At 64.9% G+C, this 16,240-nt stretch carries 16 protein-coding genes; 3 read left to right on the forward strand and 13 right to left on the reverse strand.

The annotated features are described in order from the left end of the window. Positions 1 to 41: 41 nt before the first annotated feature. From IVA87_RS18695 to murJ, 10 genes are all read right to left on the reverse strand, one after another. Positions 42 to 1,037, reverse strand: coding sequence for a PhoH family protein (locus IVA87_RS18695; protein WP_247334533.1), 996 nt, complete (start codon positions 1,035 to 1,037; stop codon positions 42 to 44). Between the two features lie 64 nt (positions 1,038 to 1,101). Further along, on the reverse strand, positions 1,102 to 2,496 hold the full coding sequence (miaB, locus tag IVA87_RS18700; RefSeq protein WP_247303833.1) for a tRNA (N6-isopentenyl adenosine(37)-C2)-methylthiotransferase MiaB: 1,395 nt from the start codon (positions 2,494 to 2,496) through the stop codon (positions 1,102 to 1,104). 188 nt (positions 2,497 to 2,684) lie between these two features. Beyond that, positions 2,685 to 3,365 (reverse strand): HAD family hydrolase, encoded by a 681-nt coding sequence (locus IVA87_RS18705; protein ID WP_247303831.1) that lies wholly within the window; start codon positions 3,363 to 3,365, stop codon positions 2,685 to 2,687. A gap of 4 nt (positions 3,366 to 3,369) precedes the next feature. Then, positions 3,370 to 3,825, reverse strand: coding sequence for a Fur family transcriptional regulator (locus IVA87_RS18710; protein WP_247276470.1), 456 nt, complete (start codon positions 3,823 to 3,825; stop codon positions 3,370 to 3,372). A 37-nt stretch (positions 3,826 to 3,862) separates the two neighbouring features. Beyond that, a complete protein-coding gene (gene rimI / locus IVA87_RS18715) occupies positions 3,863 to 4,348 on the reverse strand; it encodes a ribosomal protein S18-alanine N-acetyltransferase (protein WP_247303829.1) in 486 nt (161 codons plus the stop codon). After that, positions 4,345 to 5,040 (reverse strand): tRNA (adenosine(37)-N6)-threonylcarbamoyltransferase complex dimerization subunit type 1 TsaB, encoded by a 696-nt coding sequence (gene tsaB, locus IVA87_RS18720; protein WP_247303826.1) that lies wholly within the window; start codon positions 5,038 to 5,040, stop codon positions 4,345 to 4,347. Before tsaB ends, rimI begins: the two co-directional genes overlap by 4 nt. Before the next feature lie 157 nt (positions 5,041 to 5,197). Next, positions 5,198 to 5,767, reverse strand: a complete 570-nt coding sequence (locus IVA87_RS18725) for a NifU family protein (protein WP_247303824.1) — start codon at positions 5,765 to 5,767, stop codon at positions 5,198 to 5,200. A 155-nt stretch (positions 5,768 to 5,922) separates the two neighbouring features. Beyond that, on the reverse strand, positions 5,923 to 6,417 hold the full coding sequence (locus IVA87_RS18730; RefSeq protein WP_247303822.1) for a universal stress protein: 495 nt from the start codon (positions 6,415 to 6,417) through the stop codon (positions 5,923 to 5,925). 132 nt (positions 6,418 to 6,549) lie between these two features. Then, a complete protein-coding gene (trpS, locus tag IVA87_RS18735; RefSeq protein ID WP_247303820.1) occupies positions 6,550 to 7,602 on the reverse strand; it encodes a tryptophan--tRNA ligase in 1,053 nt (350 codons plus the stop codon). A gap of 94 nt (positions 7,603 to 7,696) precedes the next feature. After that, positions 7,697 to 9,229 (reverse strand): murein biosynthesis integral membrane protein MurJ, encoded by a 1,533-nt coding sequence (gene murJ / locus IVA87_RS18740; protein WP_247334534.1) that lies wholly within the window; start codon positions 9,227 to 9,229, stop codon positions 7,697 to 7,699. A gap of 123 nt (positions 9,230 to 9,352) precedes the next feature. On the opposite strand from murJ, the gene IVA87_RS18745 reads away from it, so the two are divergent. Beyond that, on the forward strand, positions 9,353 to 10,354 hold the full coding sequence (locus tag IVA87_RS18745; protein ID WP_247334536.1) for an adenosine kinase: 1,002 nt from the start codon (positions 9,353 to 9,355) through the stop codon (positions 10,352 to 10,354). Between the two features lie 290 nt (positions 10,355 to 10,644). On the opposite strand, the gene IVA87_RS18750 is transcribed toward IVA87_RS18745, so the two are convergent. Then, positions 10,645 to 11,841: a serine hydrolase domain-containing protein gene (locus tag IVA87_RS18750; RefSeq protein ID WP_247334537.1), complete on the reverse strand. Its 1,197-nt coding sequence runs from the start codon at positions 11,839 to 11,841 to the stop codon at positions 10,645 to 10,647. Between the two features lie 327 nt (positions 11,842 to 12,168). Between IVA87_RS18750 and IVA87_RS18755 the strand changes: the two genes are divergently transcribed. Further along, a complete protein-coding gene (locus tag IVA87_RS18755) occupies positions 12,169 to 12,489 on the forward strand; it encodes a hypothetical protein (RefSeq protein ID WP_247303812.1) in 321 nt (106 codons plus the stop codon). Positions 12,490 to 12,653: 164 nt separating this feature from the next. After that, positions 12,654 to 14,147, forward strand: a complete 1,494-nt coding sequence (locus tag IVA87_RS18760) for an NAD-dependent succinate-semialdehyde dehydrogenase (RefSeq protein WP_247303810.1) — start codon at positions 12,654 to 12,656, stop codon at positions 14,145 to 14,147. 161 nt (positions 14,148 to 14,308) lie between these two features. Here the strand turns inward: IVA87_RS18760 and IVA87_RS18765 are convergent, their stop codons facing one another. Both IVA87_RS18765 and IVA87_RS18770 read right to left on the reverse strand, forming a co-directional pair. Continuing rightward, complete coding sequence (locus IVA87_RS18765; protein WP_247334538.1) at positions 14,309 to 15,223, reverse strand: phosphoribosylaminoimidazolesuccinocarboxamide synthase; 915 nt, start codon at positions 15,221 to 15,223, stop codon at positions 14,309 to 14,311. A 63-nt stretch (positions 15,224 to 15,286) separates the two neighbouring features. Further along, positions 15,287 to 16,204 carry a pirin family protein gene (locus IVA87_RS18770; RefSeq protein ID WP_247303806.1) on the reverse strand — a complete coding sequence of 306 codons (918 nt, stop codon included), beginning with the start codon at positions 16,202 to 16,204 and terminating at the stop codon, positions 15,287 to 15,289. Positions 16,205 to 16,240 lie beyond the last annotated feature (36 nt).

A 16,240-nucleotide genomic window follows, 5' to 3' on the forward strand; every position in this document is an offset into this window, starting at 1 on the left:
AAAGGCGCCGTCCGCGCCCGCTTGGTCCGGCTGTTGTCTCGTCAGGATTGACCGCTGGCCGGCCGCTGCGGCGACCCTTCGTAGGCGGCGACGATCCGCGCCACGAGCTCGTGGCGGATCACGTCCTCGGCTTTGAAATGCACTTGCGCAATCCCCTCGACCCCGTTCAGGAGCCGGGTTGCTTCCGCCAGTCCCGAGGTCTGGCCGTTCGGCAGGTCGATCTGAGAGGGATCACCCGTCACGATCATGCGGCTGTTCTCGCCAAGGCGGGTCAGGAACATCTTCATCTGCATCGACGTGGTGTTCTGCGCCTCGTCCAGGATGATGGCGGCGTTGGTGAGCGTGCGGCCGCGCATGAAGGCGAGCGGCGCGATCTCGATCTCGCCGGTCTGGAGCGCCCGCTCGACGATGCGCGCATCCATGAGATCGTAGAGCGCGTCGTAGATCGGGCGCAGATAGGGATCGACCTTCTCGCGAAGATCGCCTGGCAAAAAGCCGAGCCGCTCGCCGGCTTCCACCGCCGGGCGTGACAGGATGATCTTGTCGACCTCCTTGCGCTCGAACAGCTGCGCGGCATGCGCGACCGCGAGCCAGGTCTTGCCGGTGCCGGCGGGACCGATGCCAAACACCAGCTCGTGGCGCTTCAGCGCGCGGATGTAGGAATCCTGCGCGGCGGTGCGCGCGCGCACCGGGCGCTTGCGCAAATTGATGCTGTCGAAGGTCGATTTGGCCGATTTGGCGTCGAACTCGAACAGCGAGCCCTGGGCGATCACGGCCCGGATCGCGCCCTCGACCTCGCCCTGGTCGAGATCCTGTCCCTTCACGGCTTGCGCGTAGAGCGCCTCCAGCACGCGGCGTGCGGCATCGCAGCCGTCGCGCGTGCCGCCGATGGTGATGTGGTTGCCCTTGGAGTCCACGACCACGCCGAGGCGCCGCTCGATCTGCGCGAGATGCTGGCCGTAGGGGCCGACCAGCGCGGAAGCGGCACGGTTGTCATCGAAACCGATGACGACCTGGGTCTCGGGCGGAACTTGCATGTCGCGGTCAAATTTGCGGCTGGGAGCGAACGAAGGCGAATCCGATGCGCTTTTTGGCAAGGGTTCAGGCTCCAGTGGCTTGCGATGAAGCGGGCTCGCGCGCGTTGCGCGGCGTCGCGAGGTCGCCGAGAAAGCTGTAGCGTTCGAGGCTGTCGATCCGGACCGGCAGGATCTGCCCGATGATTTCGGCCGAGGCCATCACATGCGCGGGCTGGAGGTAAGCGGTGCGGCCGACGATCTGGCCTTCCTTGCGGGCCGGACGCTCGAACAGCACGTCCACCGTTGAGCCAATCGCAGCCTTGTTGAAGGCCGATTGCTGGCTGTCGATCAGTTCCTGGAGCCGCTCCAATCGCTGGTCCATCTCGGCGGGGGACACCGTCTCCTGCATATCCGCGGCCGGCGTTCCCGGCCGGGCGGAGTATTTAAACGAATAAGCCGCAGCGTAGCCGATTTGCGTGACGAGCGCGAGAGTGGCGAGAAAATCTTGCTCGCTCTCGCCGGGGAAGCCGACGATAAAATCTGATGAAAAAGCAATGTCTTGGCGTGCGGTGCGGAAACGGTCGATGACCCGCCGGTAATCATCGGCGGTATGTTTGCGGTTCATGGCGGCCAGAATCCGGTCCGAGCCCGACTGCACCGGCAGGTGCACGAACGGCATCAGCGGGCCGAGATCGCGATGGGCCGCAATCAAACTGTCATCGACGTCGCGGGGATGGCTGGTCGAATAGCGCAGCCGCGCGATGCCCGGGATTTGCGCCAGATGCTCGAGCAATCGGCCGAGCGGCCAGGTTTTTCCGTCCGGCCCCTCGCCGTGATAGGCGTTGACGTTCTGCCCGATCAGCGTCAGCTCGCGCACGCCGTTGTCGGCGAGCCGCTTCACGTCCTCCACGATCTTCGCCACCCGACGGGAGACCTCGGCACCGCGCGTATACGGCACGACGCAGAACGTGCAGAACTTGTCGCAGCCTTCCTGCACCGTGACGAAGGCGGAGATGCCGCGCGCGCGAATCGCGTCGGACTTCGGCTGGGCCAAGAAGCCGAACTTGTCCTGAGCGGGAAATTCGGTCTCGATCGCGCGACCTTCGTCGCCCGCGCGCTTCAACAGCTCGGGCAGATGATGATAGCTCTGTGGTCCGACCACGACGTCGACGACGGGCGCGCGGCGCACGATTTCTTCGCCCTCGGCCTGCGCCACGCAGCCCGCGACCGCAATCTGCATCGCGCGGCCGCCCCGCGCCGCCTCGTCCTTGGCCACGCGCAGCCGGCCGAGTTCGGAATAGACCTTTTCCGAGGCCTTCTCGCGGATATGGCAGGTGTTGAGGATGACGAGGTCGGCGTCATCAGCGCTGGCCGTCTCCACGAATCCTTCGGGGGCCAGCGTGTCCACCATGCGCTGGGCATCGTAGACGTTCATCTGGCAGCCATATGATTTGATGTGCAGCTTGCGCGGCGGCGTCATGGAACCCGGAATTGAGGTGGAGGACGGCCCTCAGATATAGGTTGGAGCGGCGAAAATCCAGCGAATGGCGCCCCCTTGGGCCGTCATTCCGGCGCGACGCAGTCGCAAAGTCCGGAATCCAGAGGTTTTGGCGCGATTCCGGGTTCACGCGCCTCGCGCCGACCCGGATGGCGGTCAGAGACCGAAAATCAGCCTGCCAGGGCCTTCGCCTCGGCCGGCCGGATCAGCTCCGGCAGCCGATGCATGTCGGCAAAGAGCAGGTCGGCGCCGGCTTGGCGCAGCGTTTCGGCATAGCCCTCGCGGCAATGGCTGCCACCATAAAAGCCGAACACAGTCATTCCGGCCGCCCGGGCGCCGGCAATCCCGGCCAGGCTGTCCTCGATCACGACACAGCGCCCCGGCGGCACGCCCATCTGCTTTGCCGCGAACAGGAACAGATCGGGCGCCGGTTTGCCGTTCTTCACCTGCGAGGCCGAGAAGATGTTCGGCGCGAGGCGTTCGTAGAGGCCCGTGCTCCCCAGGCTCACGCGCATGCGCTGGTGCGAGCCGCTCGAGGCGACGCAGACGCGTTGAGCGACGATATCGAGCACATCATGGATGCCGCGGATCGCTTCGAGGTCGGCCTCGAAGGAGCGGAATAGCTCGTCCTGCAGATCGCCGTGATAGGCCTCGGGCAGCTTGCGACCGAGCTCGGTCTCAATCTCGAGATTGGCCTGCCGCGTCGAGCGGCCAAGGAAGCGCTCGAACACCTGCTCGGACGTGATCGGATAGCCGTGCCTGGTCAGCACATCCGCATGCGCACGACAGGAGATCACCTCGCTGTCCACGAGCACGCCGTCGCAGTCGAAGATGATGAGCTCGATGGGCACTAAACTAAGACGTCGGCTTGTCGTCGTCGAGCGGGACGCAATAGAGCTCGAGCCGGTGATCGACCAGCTTGTAGCCGAGCTTGCGGGCGATCTCGGCCTGGAGCTTCTCGATCTCCTCCGAGGTGAACTCGATCACCTTGCCGTCGCGCAGGTTGATCAGGTGGTCGTGATGGCTGTCGCGCATCGTCTCATAGCGCGCGCGGCCTTCGCGGAAATCGTGGCGTTCTATGATGCCCGCATCCTCGAACAGCTTCACCGTTCGGTAGACCGTTGAGATCGAGATCTTGTCGTCGACGGCGACGCAGCGCCGGTACAGTTCCTCGACGTCAGGATGATCGACCGATTCCGCGAGCACGCGGGCGATGACGCGGCGCTGCTCGGTCATGCGCATGCCGGTGGCGGCGCACCGTGCCTCGATGCCGGACGCCTTGGATGCGGAAGAAGTTTTCAGTGCGGTCATGATTGTCTGCCTGACGGGGCGCTTTCTGCCATCAATGTTACGCCAAGTCACGTCGCATCAGAAGGGCGTTCAGCTGTTCCCCGGTCGGCTGCTTATAGTAGCGTTCGCGGCGTCCGACCACCGTGAATCCGGCCCGATCGTAGAGTCGACGCGCCGCTTGGTTATTTTCCTCGACTTCGAGAAATATTGTGCGCACGCCGCGTCCCGCGAGATGGCCGAGATGGGTCATCAGCAGCGTGCGGGAGAGACCGCGGCCGCGATGGGCCTGATCGAGCGCGATCGAGAGGATTTCCGCTTCGTCCGCGCCGATCCGCGACACCGCAAAGCCGATCGTCTTGCGGCCGAGGCGCAAGCGATGCACCAGCGTGTTGCGCTCGCTGATCATGCTCTCAAACTCGCCTTCGCCCCAGCCGCGTGCGAAACAGGCGCCGTGAAGCTGCGCCAGCCGTGCGGCATCGCGCGCGGACGCGGGCTCAACGGCGGCGGTGCCGCCGCGCCACCATTGCGAAAACCATCTCATCATGAGGTTGCGGCTTTTGCTGCGAGCTGTGGCTGCGCGGCCGGCTTGGCATCGGGTGCGCGCAGATAGAACGGCCGCGCTGGGGTCGCGTCGGGATTGGCCGCGGCGCCAAGCCAGGCGACCCAGGCGATATCAGGCGCAGCCTGTGCGTCGACCGCGACGGGTTGCGGTGCATCCTTCGGCCAGCGCTCGGCGAGAATGTTTGCGGCATTGCCGACCAGATGCGGCGCGCCGAATTGCGAGGCCGCGATCGCCTCATCGATGCCGGCGACCCTCGGTCGCACCAGCTGGCTGCCGTCGCCGGCGACGATCTGGAAATAGACGTGGGCGTGCCGCGCGTCGATCGCGGAGATCACGGGCGCCGATCTGTTCTGGCCGACGACGGCGGCGGCATAGGCCGACAAGGTGGTCAGGCCGATGGCCGGCCGCTTCGCCGCCAGCGCAAAGCCGCGCGCCGCCGAAATACCGACGCGCAGGCCGGTGAAGCTGCCGGGACCGACCGTGACCGCGATGCGGTCGAGCGCGGTGAAGCTGAGCTCTGCCGATTTCATCACCCGCGCGATCAGCGGCATCAGCGCTTCGGCATGCCCGCGCTTCATCGGCACCGATTCCTGCGCGCGAAGCTCGGCCGTTTCGGTGTCGAGCACCGCGGCCGCGCAGGCGTCGAGCGCAGTATCGATGGCGAGGATCAGCATAACGCGATCATAGCATTGGCAATTGGATGATGCCTAAAGTTCTGGCGGCCATGGCCGGGCTTGACCTGGCCATCCACGACTTTGCGGCCCCAAAAACGTGGATGCCCGGGACAAGCCCGGGCATGACGGAGCGAAATCGGTGCGCAGACCGTGCAACTCACATCGGCCGGACTTCGACGACGTCGGGCACGAAATGCTTCAAGAGGTTCTGGATACCGTGCTGGAGCGTTGCGGTCGACGACGGGCAGCCCGAGCAGGCGCCCTTCATGTTGAGATAGACGATGCCGTCCTTAAAGCCGCGGAAGGTGATGTCGCCGCCGTCATTGGCGACCGCCGGCCGCACCCGGGTCTCGATCAGGTCCTTGATCATATCGACCGTCTCGGCATCGGCCTCGTCGAAGAACTCGTCCTCGTCCTCGATCTCGGCATCGCTTTGCGCTGTGCCGTCGGCGAGCAGCGGCGCGCCGGACATATAGTGCTCCATGATGGCGCCGAGGATCGCGGGCTTGAGCTGCTGCCACTCACCGCTCGCCTTGGTCACCGTGATGAAGTCCGATCCGTAGAACACGCCGGTGATGCCGGGCACGTCGAACAGCTTTTCGGCGAGGGGCGAGCGGCTTGCGGCTTCGCGGCTCGAAAATTCCATTGGGCTGCCGTCGACCACGACGCGGCCGGGAATGAACTTCAGCGTGGCGGGATTGGGGGTGGCTTCGGTTTGAATGAACATGGTTCTCTCCAGACGTCGCCGGTTCAAGGCCGGCGCGTGCTCTCTTCCCTAGCAGATGGCGATGGCGAACGCACGATCAAGGGGAGAAGAGACATTAGTCAATGAAAATCAGAGGCTTGGGCCATTTACCCTGCCCTGGAGGGGGAGGCACCGCGCTACGATAGCGAATCCACGCTCTGGTCACTCAGCGCGCCGGAGATGATCGTCACCGGAACGGGAAACGTTCCAAGCGCATGCGCAAGCAGCGAGACCAATGGCCCCGGTCCCTCCGCACCAGGACTTGCGGCCAGCACCAGCATGGCGATGTCGGGGTCCTCGTCGATCACTGCGAGCAGCTGTTCCATCGCGGCGCCTTCCCGGATCACCCGTTCCGGCGTGATCGCGGCGATCCCGTTGGCGCGGCCGGCGGCGCGGTCGAGCGCGGCTTCCGCCGCTTCATGCGCCTCGGCGCGCATGATGTCGGCGACACCCAGCCATTCCTGGCTCTGCTGGTCGGGCTCGATGATGCGAAGCATCACCACGCCGCCGCCGCCGCGGATCGCCCAGCGGCTGGCGTAATAAACCGCCCGATCCCATTCGGCGGTGTCATCGACGATGACGAGGCATTTGGGCTTGTGACCCGGCTCGAAGCAAAGTCGCTTGCTGGTCATGCATGTCCCGCGTGCACGGCTGGCATGCTGGTCATGCATGTCCCGCGTGTGCACGGCTGGCATGCTGCCACACTCCCGCAATGTTTGGGAGAGGGGAGTGGCCGGCGCTATGACGCCGGCCAGACGCGTTGATCAGCGCCGGCGGATGAAGCCGACGATGTCTTTCGAAAGCTTCATCGTTTCGTCGGCGATGGCGCGGGCCCGGTCCGAGCCTTCGTTCAGGATTGCGTCGATATGGCCGGGGTCGGCCACGAGGCGCTTCATCTCGCCCGCGATCGGCGCGAGCTTGGTGACGCACAGCTCGGCCAGCGCGTTCTTGAAGCTGGAGAATTGGCCGCCGCCGAAATCGCGCAGCACGTCGGCCTTGGAGCGGCCGGAGAGCGCGGCGAAGATGCCGACGAGATTGTCGGCTTCGGGGCGTGCCTCCAGGCCCTTCTCCTCGGTCGGCAGCGGCTCCGGATCGGTCTTCGCCTTGCGGATCTTCTGCGCGATGGTGTCGGCATCGTCGGTCAAATTGATGCGCGAATTGTCCGACGCATCGGACTTCGACATCTTCTTGGTGCCGTCGCGCAGGCTCATCACGCGCGTTGCCGGACCCGTGATCAGGGGTTCCGGCAGCGGGAAAAACAGGCCGTCATTGCCGCCCTGGCTGCGGATCGAGTCGCCGAAATCGTTGTTGAACTTCTGCGCGATGTCGCGCGACAGCTCGAGATGCTGCTTCTGGTCCTCGCCGACGGGCACGTGGGTGGCGCGGTAGAGCAGGATGTCGGCCGCCATCAGCACGGGATAATCGAACAGCCCGACCGAGGCGTTCTCGCGGTCCTTGCCGGCCTTCTCCTTGAACTGGGTCATGCGGCCGAGCCAGCCCATGCGCGCGACGCAATTGAAGATCCAGGCGAGCTCGGCGTGTCCCGAGACCTGGCTCTGGTTGAACACGATGTGCTTCTTGGGATCGATGCCGGCAGCGATGAACGCCGCGGTGACCTCGCGGGTGTTGCGCGTGAGCTCGGCCGGCCCGCCCCAGACGTCGACCCCTTGCGTGATCGCGTGCATGTCGACGACGCAATAGATGCAGTTGTGGGTCTCCTGCATCTTCACGAAGTTGACGATCGCGCCGAGGTAATTGCCGAGATGCAGATTGCCCGTCGGCTGGACGCCCGAAAAGACCCGTTCAACGAATGGCATGGTTAGTTTTCCTGGCAAGCCTTCCTGAAGCTATTCGGCCGTCGTTTCCAACAGCGGCGCAGCCCCGTCAAGGGCAATTCGAGGGGCTCGCGATTTAGGTCGGTCGTTTCAACGCGTTCACCGCCTCGCGCCAGGAGGCTGCGCCGAGAATTTGCAGGAGCAGGCCGTAGACGACGATCCCGGCCGCGATCTGCACACCCAGCGCGACGAATTTGATGAAGCCATAGGTCTCGGCAGGTACGAGACCCATGGTCAGCCAGAGCAGGGCGCCCATCGCCGAGGCGGCCAGCACGATCCGCGGCAATCGCGTGCGGGCGCTCGCGTCGACCGAGAAGCCGAACTCGCTCGTGCCTTTCCGGAGCAGCGAGAGCGCGCTGCTCCAGGCACCGGCCGCGATACTCGCCGCGATCCCACTCGCGCCGAAGATATGACCGAGCAGGAGCGCGAGCACGACCGTCACCACTACGCCTTTGGCGGTTGCGCGCAGCGGCGTCATCGTGTCGCTGCGGGCATAGAAGGCCGGTGACAGCGCCTTGATCAGCACATGCGCCGGCAGGCCCAGCGCCAGCCACACCAGTGCGTGCGCGGTGGCCGCGCTGTCATCGGCGCTGAAGGCACCGTGCTCGAACAATAGCCGTACGATCGGGTCAGCCAGCACGATCAGACCGAGCGTGGCCGGCACGGCGAGGCCAGTCGCCAGCTCCAGCGCACGCGATTCCGCGTGCGCCACCGCGACGCGGTCGCCGCTACCGACCGCGCGGGTCAGTTCCGGCACCAGCACCGTACCCATGGCGACGCCGACGATGCCAAGCGGTAGCTCGATCAGGCGGTTGGCGAAATAGAGCCAGGATACGGCCGACGGTGTTGCGGAGGCGATGATCGCACTCGCGACGATCAGCCATTGCGGGCCCGAGCTTGCGATCATGCCGGGGATAGCCTTGGCGAAGAAGGCCCGCATCTCCTTGTCAAAACTCACGCGCAGTGGCGTCGCAAGGCGCGCGCTTCGCTGCGATAGCAGCATCAGCAATTGCAGCAGACCGGCAATACCGACGGTGGCGGCGAGCATCCACGCCGCGAGGGCCGCATCGGCGTGCCACAGCAGCAGCGCCGCGATCGCGGCGATCAGCGCGATGTTGAACAGCAGCGGCGAGAACGCCGTCAGCGCAAAGCGCCCTTGCGCGTTGAGCAGTCCCATCAGCACGGTCACGGGTCCGGCGAAGGCGAGATAAGGCAGCATCAGCCGCGCGTTCTGCACAGCGAGATCGAGCGTGCCGCTTCCGAGAAATCCCGGCGCGATCACTGTGATGATCAGCGGCATCAACACTGCAATGCCGATCGAGATCGCAACCAGGGCCGCGCAGACCGTGCCGAGCACCCGTCCCGCGAATGCCGCCGCAGCCGTCTCGTCATCGCGGTCGCGGACCCGCAACCAGGCCGGGACCAACGCCGCATTCAGCGCCCCCTCGCTGAGCAGCCGGCGCACCACGTTGACGAGCTGAAACGCCGCCAGGAACGCGTCCACCACGGCGCCGGTGCCGAGCAGCGCCGCAATCAGGGAATCGCGGGCAAAGCCCAGCAGCCGCGAGGCCAGCGTTCCCGTCGAGACGGTCAGGAAGGAGCGGATCATCGGGCGCAATATTACCGTTGCTTGCCCGCGAAGGGCTGGTCGTGATAGGCCGCGAGCCGGATTTCGGGCCGACAGGAAGCGGATTTCCCCGGTAATCGCAATCGGGCAACAGGATCAAGGTGAATGGCTGACGTGAAATATGACGTTCTCGGCATCGGCAACGCGCTGTTCGACGTGCTGGTCAGGACCGACGAGGCCTTTTTGGCCAAGCATGGCATGACCAAGGGCAGCATGTCCCTGATCGACGAGGCACGGGCGGCCGCCATCTACAAGGACATGGGCCCGGCGACGGAAGTCTCGGGCGGCTCGGCCGCTAACACCATCGTCGGCATCGGCAGTCTCGGCGCACGCGCCGCTTATGTCGGCAAGGTTAAGGACGACCAGATCGGCAAGCTCTATGTCCACGACATCCGTGCCGCCGGCGTCGCGTTCAACACGCCAGCCGCAACGGACGGCCCCGCCACCGGCTGCTCCTACATTCTGGTCACCGGCGACGGCGAGCGCACCATGAACACCTATCTCGGCGCGGCGCAGGACCTGTCGCCCGCCGATATCGATCCGGCCGATGTCGCTGGCGCTGGCATCGTCTACCTCGAAGGCTATCTCTGGGACCCCAAGAACGCCAAGGACGCCTTCGTCAAGGCGGCCAAGATCGCCCATGACGCCAAGCGCAAGGTGGCGCTGACGCTGTCGGATTCCTTCTGCGTCGATCGCTATCGCGACGAGTTCCTGTCCTTGATGCGCAACGGCACCGTCGACATCGTGTTCGCCAACGAGGCCGAGCTGCATTCGCTCTACACGACCTCCGACTTCGATACCGCGCTGAAGCAGCTGCGCAACGACGTCAATCTCGGCGTCGTCACCCGCAGCGAGAAGGGCTGCATGGTGGTGTCAGCGGAAGATTCCGTTGCCGCGCCGGCATTCCCGGTCGAGAAGGTGGTCGACACCACCGGCGCCGGCGACCTCTTCGCCGCCGGTTTCCTCTATGGCCTGGCGCGCAACCTGCCCTACAAGCAGTGCGGCCAGCTCGGCGCGCTCGCGGCCGCCGAAGTGATCCAGCACATCGGCGCCCGCCCGCAGGTATCGCTGAAGGAGCTGGCCGGCCAGCGCGGGCTGACGGACTAGCTTTTACCCTCCCCTGGGGGAGGTCGATCGCGCGCAGCGCGAGCGGGGTGGGGTGACGGTCTTTCAGCACGTTCGGTGCTGCGTTCTGGCCCGCGTGCATTCGCGGCTGTTACGTTGGCCTTCTATATGAGATCTTCGCCGCGGCCTCACCCCACCTCGGTTCGCATGCAGCTTTGCTACATGCGAACCTATCCTCCCCCTCCAGGGGAGTATGGGAGGAGGTTCACGTCTCTGCCGCCGTCTCACTTCGACACGGCCGATCCGCCGCGAATGGCGAGAGCATCAGCTCCTCACGCCGCCTTCTGCCCGCTACCAGCAGCATCGAACCCGGCGTAAACCCCGCGCTCGAAGCCCGCGAACGCCTCCAAACACTTCGCGTCGGCGAACGGCAACAGCTGCATCAGGATCACGCCGGTGACGTCGCGCGAAGGGTCGATCCAGTAATAGGTGTTGGCGAGGCCCGCCCAGGCCAGGCTACCTGCGCTGCGCCCTTCAGCGGTCTTGGCGGTGTTGATCATGAAGCTGAGACCCCACTTCTTGATTTGCTCAGGGTAGAGATCGACGTCATTGGTGTACATCGGCGCCGCCGTGGTCATCTTGCCCATGGCAAGATCGCCGATGTGGTTCTGTCCCATCGTCGCGACCGTCTCCGCCTTCAGCACCTGGTTGCCGTTGCCGCGGCCCTTGTTGAGAATCATCTGGGTGAATTTGATATAATCGCCGGCGGTCGAATAGAGGCCGCCGCCACCCATGTGGAATTCCGGCTCCTGTTCGAGCTCGAATGGGATCGATGCGAGCTGGCCGTCCTCGCCGCGCGCATGCATGCCGACCAGGCGCTTGCGCATGCTATCGGTGATCTTGAAAGCGGTGTCGCTCATGCCGAGCGGCGCGAACATATTATCACGCAAATAGGCATCGAGCCGCTTGCCGCTGACGGCCTCCACCGCCTTGCCGACGAAATCGATATTGGTGCCGTATTCCCAGCGCGTGCCGGGATCGGTCATGATCGGCGTCTTCAGCGCCGCGTTCTGGCAGGTGGTAATGGCGGGAATGCCGGTCTTGTCCAGATAGACGGCGAGATCGCCGTTCCACATGTTGTAGCAGAAGCCGGCGGTGTGGGTCATGAGCTGGCGCAGCGTGATCGGCCCCTTGGCCGGCCGCAACTTCGGCTCGCCCTTGGCGTCGAAACCTTCGAGCACTTGCGGCTCGGCAAGATCGGGCAGCACTTCACCGATCGGCGCATCCAGCGACAGCTTGCCCTGTTCGACGAGTTGCATCGCGCCGGCGGTCGTCACCGCCTTCGTCATCGATGCGATCCAGAACACGCTGTCCGCAGTCATCGCATCGGGCTTCGACAGGTCGCGCTTGCCGAACGCACCCTGATACAGCACGTCGTTGCCGCTGGCGGCGATGGCGACGACGCCGGGAATCTCCTTGGCGTCGCTCTTCTGACGCAGAACTTCGTCGATCTGGGCTTGGCTTTGCATGCGGGTTTCCTCCGGTTTGATTATTGTTGGAAGTGATCGATTGTCCTCCCGGAGGTCGCGTGCAGCAAGCATCTCGGCTGCCGCGGCGGTCGCGATGTCGTGACTTGACGGCCCGCGACCAGCGCAGCACGAGAGCGGCTGAACGGTGACGCAATCTGCGGTGGACGACCGCACCTCGCGCTCACCTTGGATGGCTTGAGGCAATATGTTTCGTGAGTTTTCGAACGCTTGAAACATTTCGTGAGCTGTCGCGTTCAGAACCCGGCCCGATCGATGGACCGATTAAGACTTGATGCAAATGTTGCCGACCGGCGAGGGGGACCTCAGATGATTTCGACCTGGAGTGAATGGAAGCGCTATCCCCGTCCCGGGCGGGGCGAGAATCTGGAGGCGCCTATTTCGCCAGGGATCTACGAAGTCCGCATCGCCGGTACCGGCGCGCTGTATTCCTTCGGCGCGGTCGACAACCTGGCGCAAGCGCTCGCACTGCTGCCGGTCGGTTCAAAATCCTGGTTCGGTCGCCGCGACACCTCTCATGTCCCCGAGCTTGAATACCGCACCTGTGCGACATCCTCGAAGGCGGACGCCAAGGCAGCAGCCGAGCGCATGATCGGCCGCCGCGAGACTTACCTGAGCGGCGCGGCCTAGCTAGTGCGGTGATCGCGATGCCTTACCTCTCCCCGCTGGAGAGAGGTAAGGGACCTGCGGCTCTCAGTTTAACTCCCAGCAGATGTGCGTTGCGGGGCGGTGCATTGCGCGCCGTCTGCCCCTATATTCCGGGCCAATCCGATCGCGCCCTGAGGAGTAACGCCATGACCCCGACCGCCGCCGCCCGCGCCCCGCAAGCCTCGTCCAATCTGCGCGACCGGTTGAAGGACCCGTCGCTGCTGAAGGAAGCCTGCTACATCGATGGCGTCTGGGTCGGCTCGCCGGTTTTCGCCGTCAACAATCCCGCCACCGGCGTCGAGCTTGCAAAAGTCCCGCAACTTGGCGCGGACGATACCACCAAGGCGGTCGAAGCCGCCGAGCGCGCGTTCCCGGCCTGGGCCAAGCTCACCGCCAAGCAGCGCTCCAACATCTTGCGCAAATGGTTCGAGCTGATCGTCGCCAACCGGGAGGACCTTGCGCTGATCCTCACCTCCGAGCAGGGCAAGCCGCTCGCCGAGGCGCTCGGCGAGGTCGACATCGGCGGCGCCTATGTCGAGTTCTTCGCGGAGGAAGCTCGCCGCGTCTATGGCGAGACCATTCCGACGCAGCGGAGCGATGCGCGGCTGCTCGCGATCAAGCAGCCGATCGGCGTCTGCGGCGCGATCACGCCGTGGAATTTCCCGAACTCGATGATTACGCGAAAGGTCTCGCCGGCGCTCGCAGCCGGCTGCACCGTGGTGCTGAAGCCCGCGAACGAAACGCCGCTGTCGGCGCTGGCGCTCGCGGCGCTTGCCGAGAAGGCTGGTGTGCCCAAAGGCGTGTTCAACATCATCACGGGCGACGCGCCGCCGATCGGCAAGGTGCTGTGCGAGCATCCGGCGGTGCGCTTCGTCGGTTTCACCGGCTCGACCGCCGTCGGCAAGATTCTCTACCAGCAGGCCTCCGTCGGCGTGAAGCGGCTCGGCCTCGAGCTGGGCGGCAACGCGCCGTTCGTGGTGTTCGACGATGCCGACATCGACGCCGCAGTCGAAGGCGCCATCGTGTCGAAATACCGCAACATGGGCCAGACCTGCGTCTGCGCCAACCGACTCTATGCCCAGGACGGGATCTACGACGAGTTCGTGCAGAAACTGTCGAAGAAGGTCGCGGCGATGAAGATCGGCGACGGGACCGAGAGCGGCGTCACGCAGGGTCCGCTGATCAACATGAAGGCGGTCGACAAGGTCGAGCGTCACATCGCCGACGCCGTCAAGCGCGGCGCCAAGGTCGTCACCGGCGGCAAGCGCAGCGATCTCGGACGCTCGTTCTTCGAGCCGACGGTGCTTGCCGACGTCAAGCCGGACTCGCTGGTGTCGCAGGAGGAAACCTTCGGTCCGCTCGCGCCCGTCATCCGCTTCAAGGACGAAGCGGATGTCATCGCGATGTGCAACGCCTCGCCGTTCGGCCTCGCCTCTTACTTTTACTCCCGCGATCTCGGCCGCGTCTGGCGCGTCGCCGAAGCGCTGGAATCAGGCATGGTCGGCGTCAACACCGGCCTCATCACCACGGAAGTCGCACCCTTCGGCGGCGTCAAGGAGAGCGGCCTCGGGCGCGAAGGCTCACATCACGGCATGGACGAATATGTCGAGATCAAATACGTGATGATGGCGGGGGTGTAGGCCGCCGCCGGTGTTGTCTTGAATATGAAGCAGGCGAGCGCCACGCCAGAGAGGCAGCCTCGCCCCTCAAAGTCGTTGCGAAATCGCTCCGCGGAGGCAGTCTGGATTTGCTTTGTCGCAAGAGCTCCTCGCAATGGCGGAGCGAGGTGCAAGAGCAGAGGCTAAATCTTCAGCTCTTTCCCAGTCACGCGGCGATACGCCTCAAGATAGCGCTTGCTGGTCGCCTCCACCACGCTCGCCGGCAGCGGGGGCGGGGGGGCGTCGCCGTTCCAGCGGCCGGCGCGGCGCTCAACGTCGAGATAGTCGCGCAAGGGTTGCTTGTCGAAGCTCGCCTGCGGCTGGCCGGGCTTGTAGGTATCGACCGCCCAGAAGCGCGAGGAATCCGGCGTCATGACTTCGTCGATCAGGATGATGCGGCCGTCCTTGTCGCGGCCGAACTCGAACTTGGTGTCGGCGATGATGATGCCCTGCTCGCGGGCCAGCTCCTCGCCAAGCGTGTAGATCGCGCGCGTCATGCTCTCCAGCGTGTAGGCAACCTCGTCGCCGACCACGGCGCGCATCTTCGCGATGGTGATGTTCTCGTCATGGCCGCTCTCGGCCTTGGTTGCCGGGCTGAAGATGGCAGGCTCCAGCTTCTCGCTCTCGACGAGCCCTGCCTTCAGCTTCTCGCCGGCCAGCGTGCCGCTCGTGGCATATTCCTTCCACGCCGAGCCCGAGAGATAACCGCGGATCACGCATTCGATCGGGAACACGGTGGTGCGCTTGCACAGCATGGCGCGACCGAGAATCTCGGCGCGGTGGGGCATCAAGGCCGGCACGGCCGAGATGATCGCGTCGGTGTCGGCGCTGATCATGTGATGCGGCACCACGCCTTCCAATTCGTTGAACCAGAACGCGCTGATTTGAGTCAGCACCGCGCCCTTCATCGGGATGGTCTCGGCCATCACAACGTCGAAGGCGCTGATGCGGTCGGTCGTGACGAGCAGCAGACGGTCGTCGTCGACGGCGTAGATGTCGCGCACCTTGCCGCGTCCGATCTTGGAGAGCGGCAGGTCGCTGGAGAGCATGTTGGTCATCGGCACAGCCTTCGCACAAGGAATCCGGCCGCGGCTGACAGCGCGGCCGAAAACCGGGATAGCCTATTCCGGCAGCGGAATGAACTCATGTTCCTGCGGAACTGCGGCGAAGCGGCCGGTTTTCCAGTCCTGCTTGGCCTGCTCGATCCGCTCCTTGCTGGAGGAGACGAAATTCCACCAGATGTGGCGCGGGCCCTCCAGTGCATCGCCGCCGAGAAACATCATCCGCGTGGCCTTCAGTGCCTTCACCGTGATGCGGTCGCCGGGGCGGAAGATCAAGAGCCGCGGCCCCTCGTAGCGCTCGTTCGCGATCTCGATCTCGCCGTCCACCACGTAGATCGCGCGTTCCTCGTGATCGGGATCGAGCGGCACGCTCGCGCCCGCTACCGCCGTGACCTCGGTGTAGAACCAGGGCGACACCATCGTAACAGGCGAGGCGATGCCGAACGAGGAGCCCGCGATCACCCGCGCGGTGAAGTCGCGCTCGGACACCATCGGCAGGTCGCCGGCGGCATAGTGCTGAAATGACGGCGCGATCTCTTCAGATCCGGCCGGCAGTGCGATCCAGCTTTGCAGGCCGAGCATCTTCTGACCCGCGGCGCGCTGCGCGTCGGGCGTGCGCTCGGAATGGGCGATGCCGCGCCCTGCGGTCATGAGGTTCATCGCGCCGGGCGCGATCTCCTGGACATTGCCTTCGCTGTCGCGATGCATGATCGCGCCGTCGAACAGATAGGTGACGGTGGCAAGCCCGATGTGCGGATGCGGCCGCACGTCCATGCCCTTGCCGGAGACGAACTGCACCGGGCCAAAATGATCGAAGAAGATGAAGGGCCCGACCATCTGCCGCTTGCCATGCGGCAATGCGCGCCGCACCACGAATCCGTCGCCGAGATCGCGCGTGCGCGGCACGATGACGAGATCGAGCGCATCGCAGGACATGGGATCGCCGAGCACGGGATCATTGGAGGGTTGCCAGCTCATGGATGGACTCCTTTTTGTCTTTATTCGGCGCGATCG

Source organism: Bradyrhizobium sp. 147 (assembly GCF_023073935.1).
Classification (GTDB): domain Bacteria; phylum Pseudomonadota; class Alphaproteobacteria; order Rhizobiales; family Xanthobacteraceae; genus Bradyrhizobium.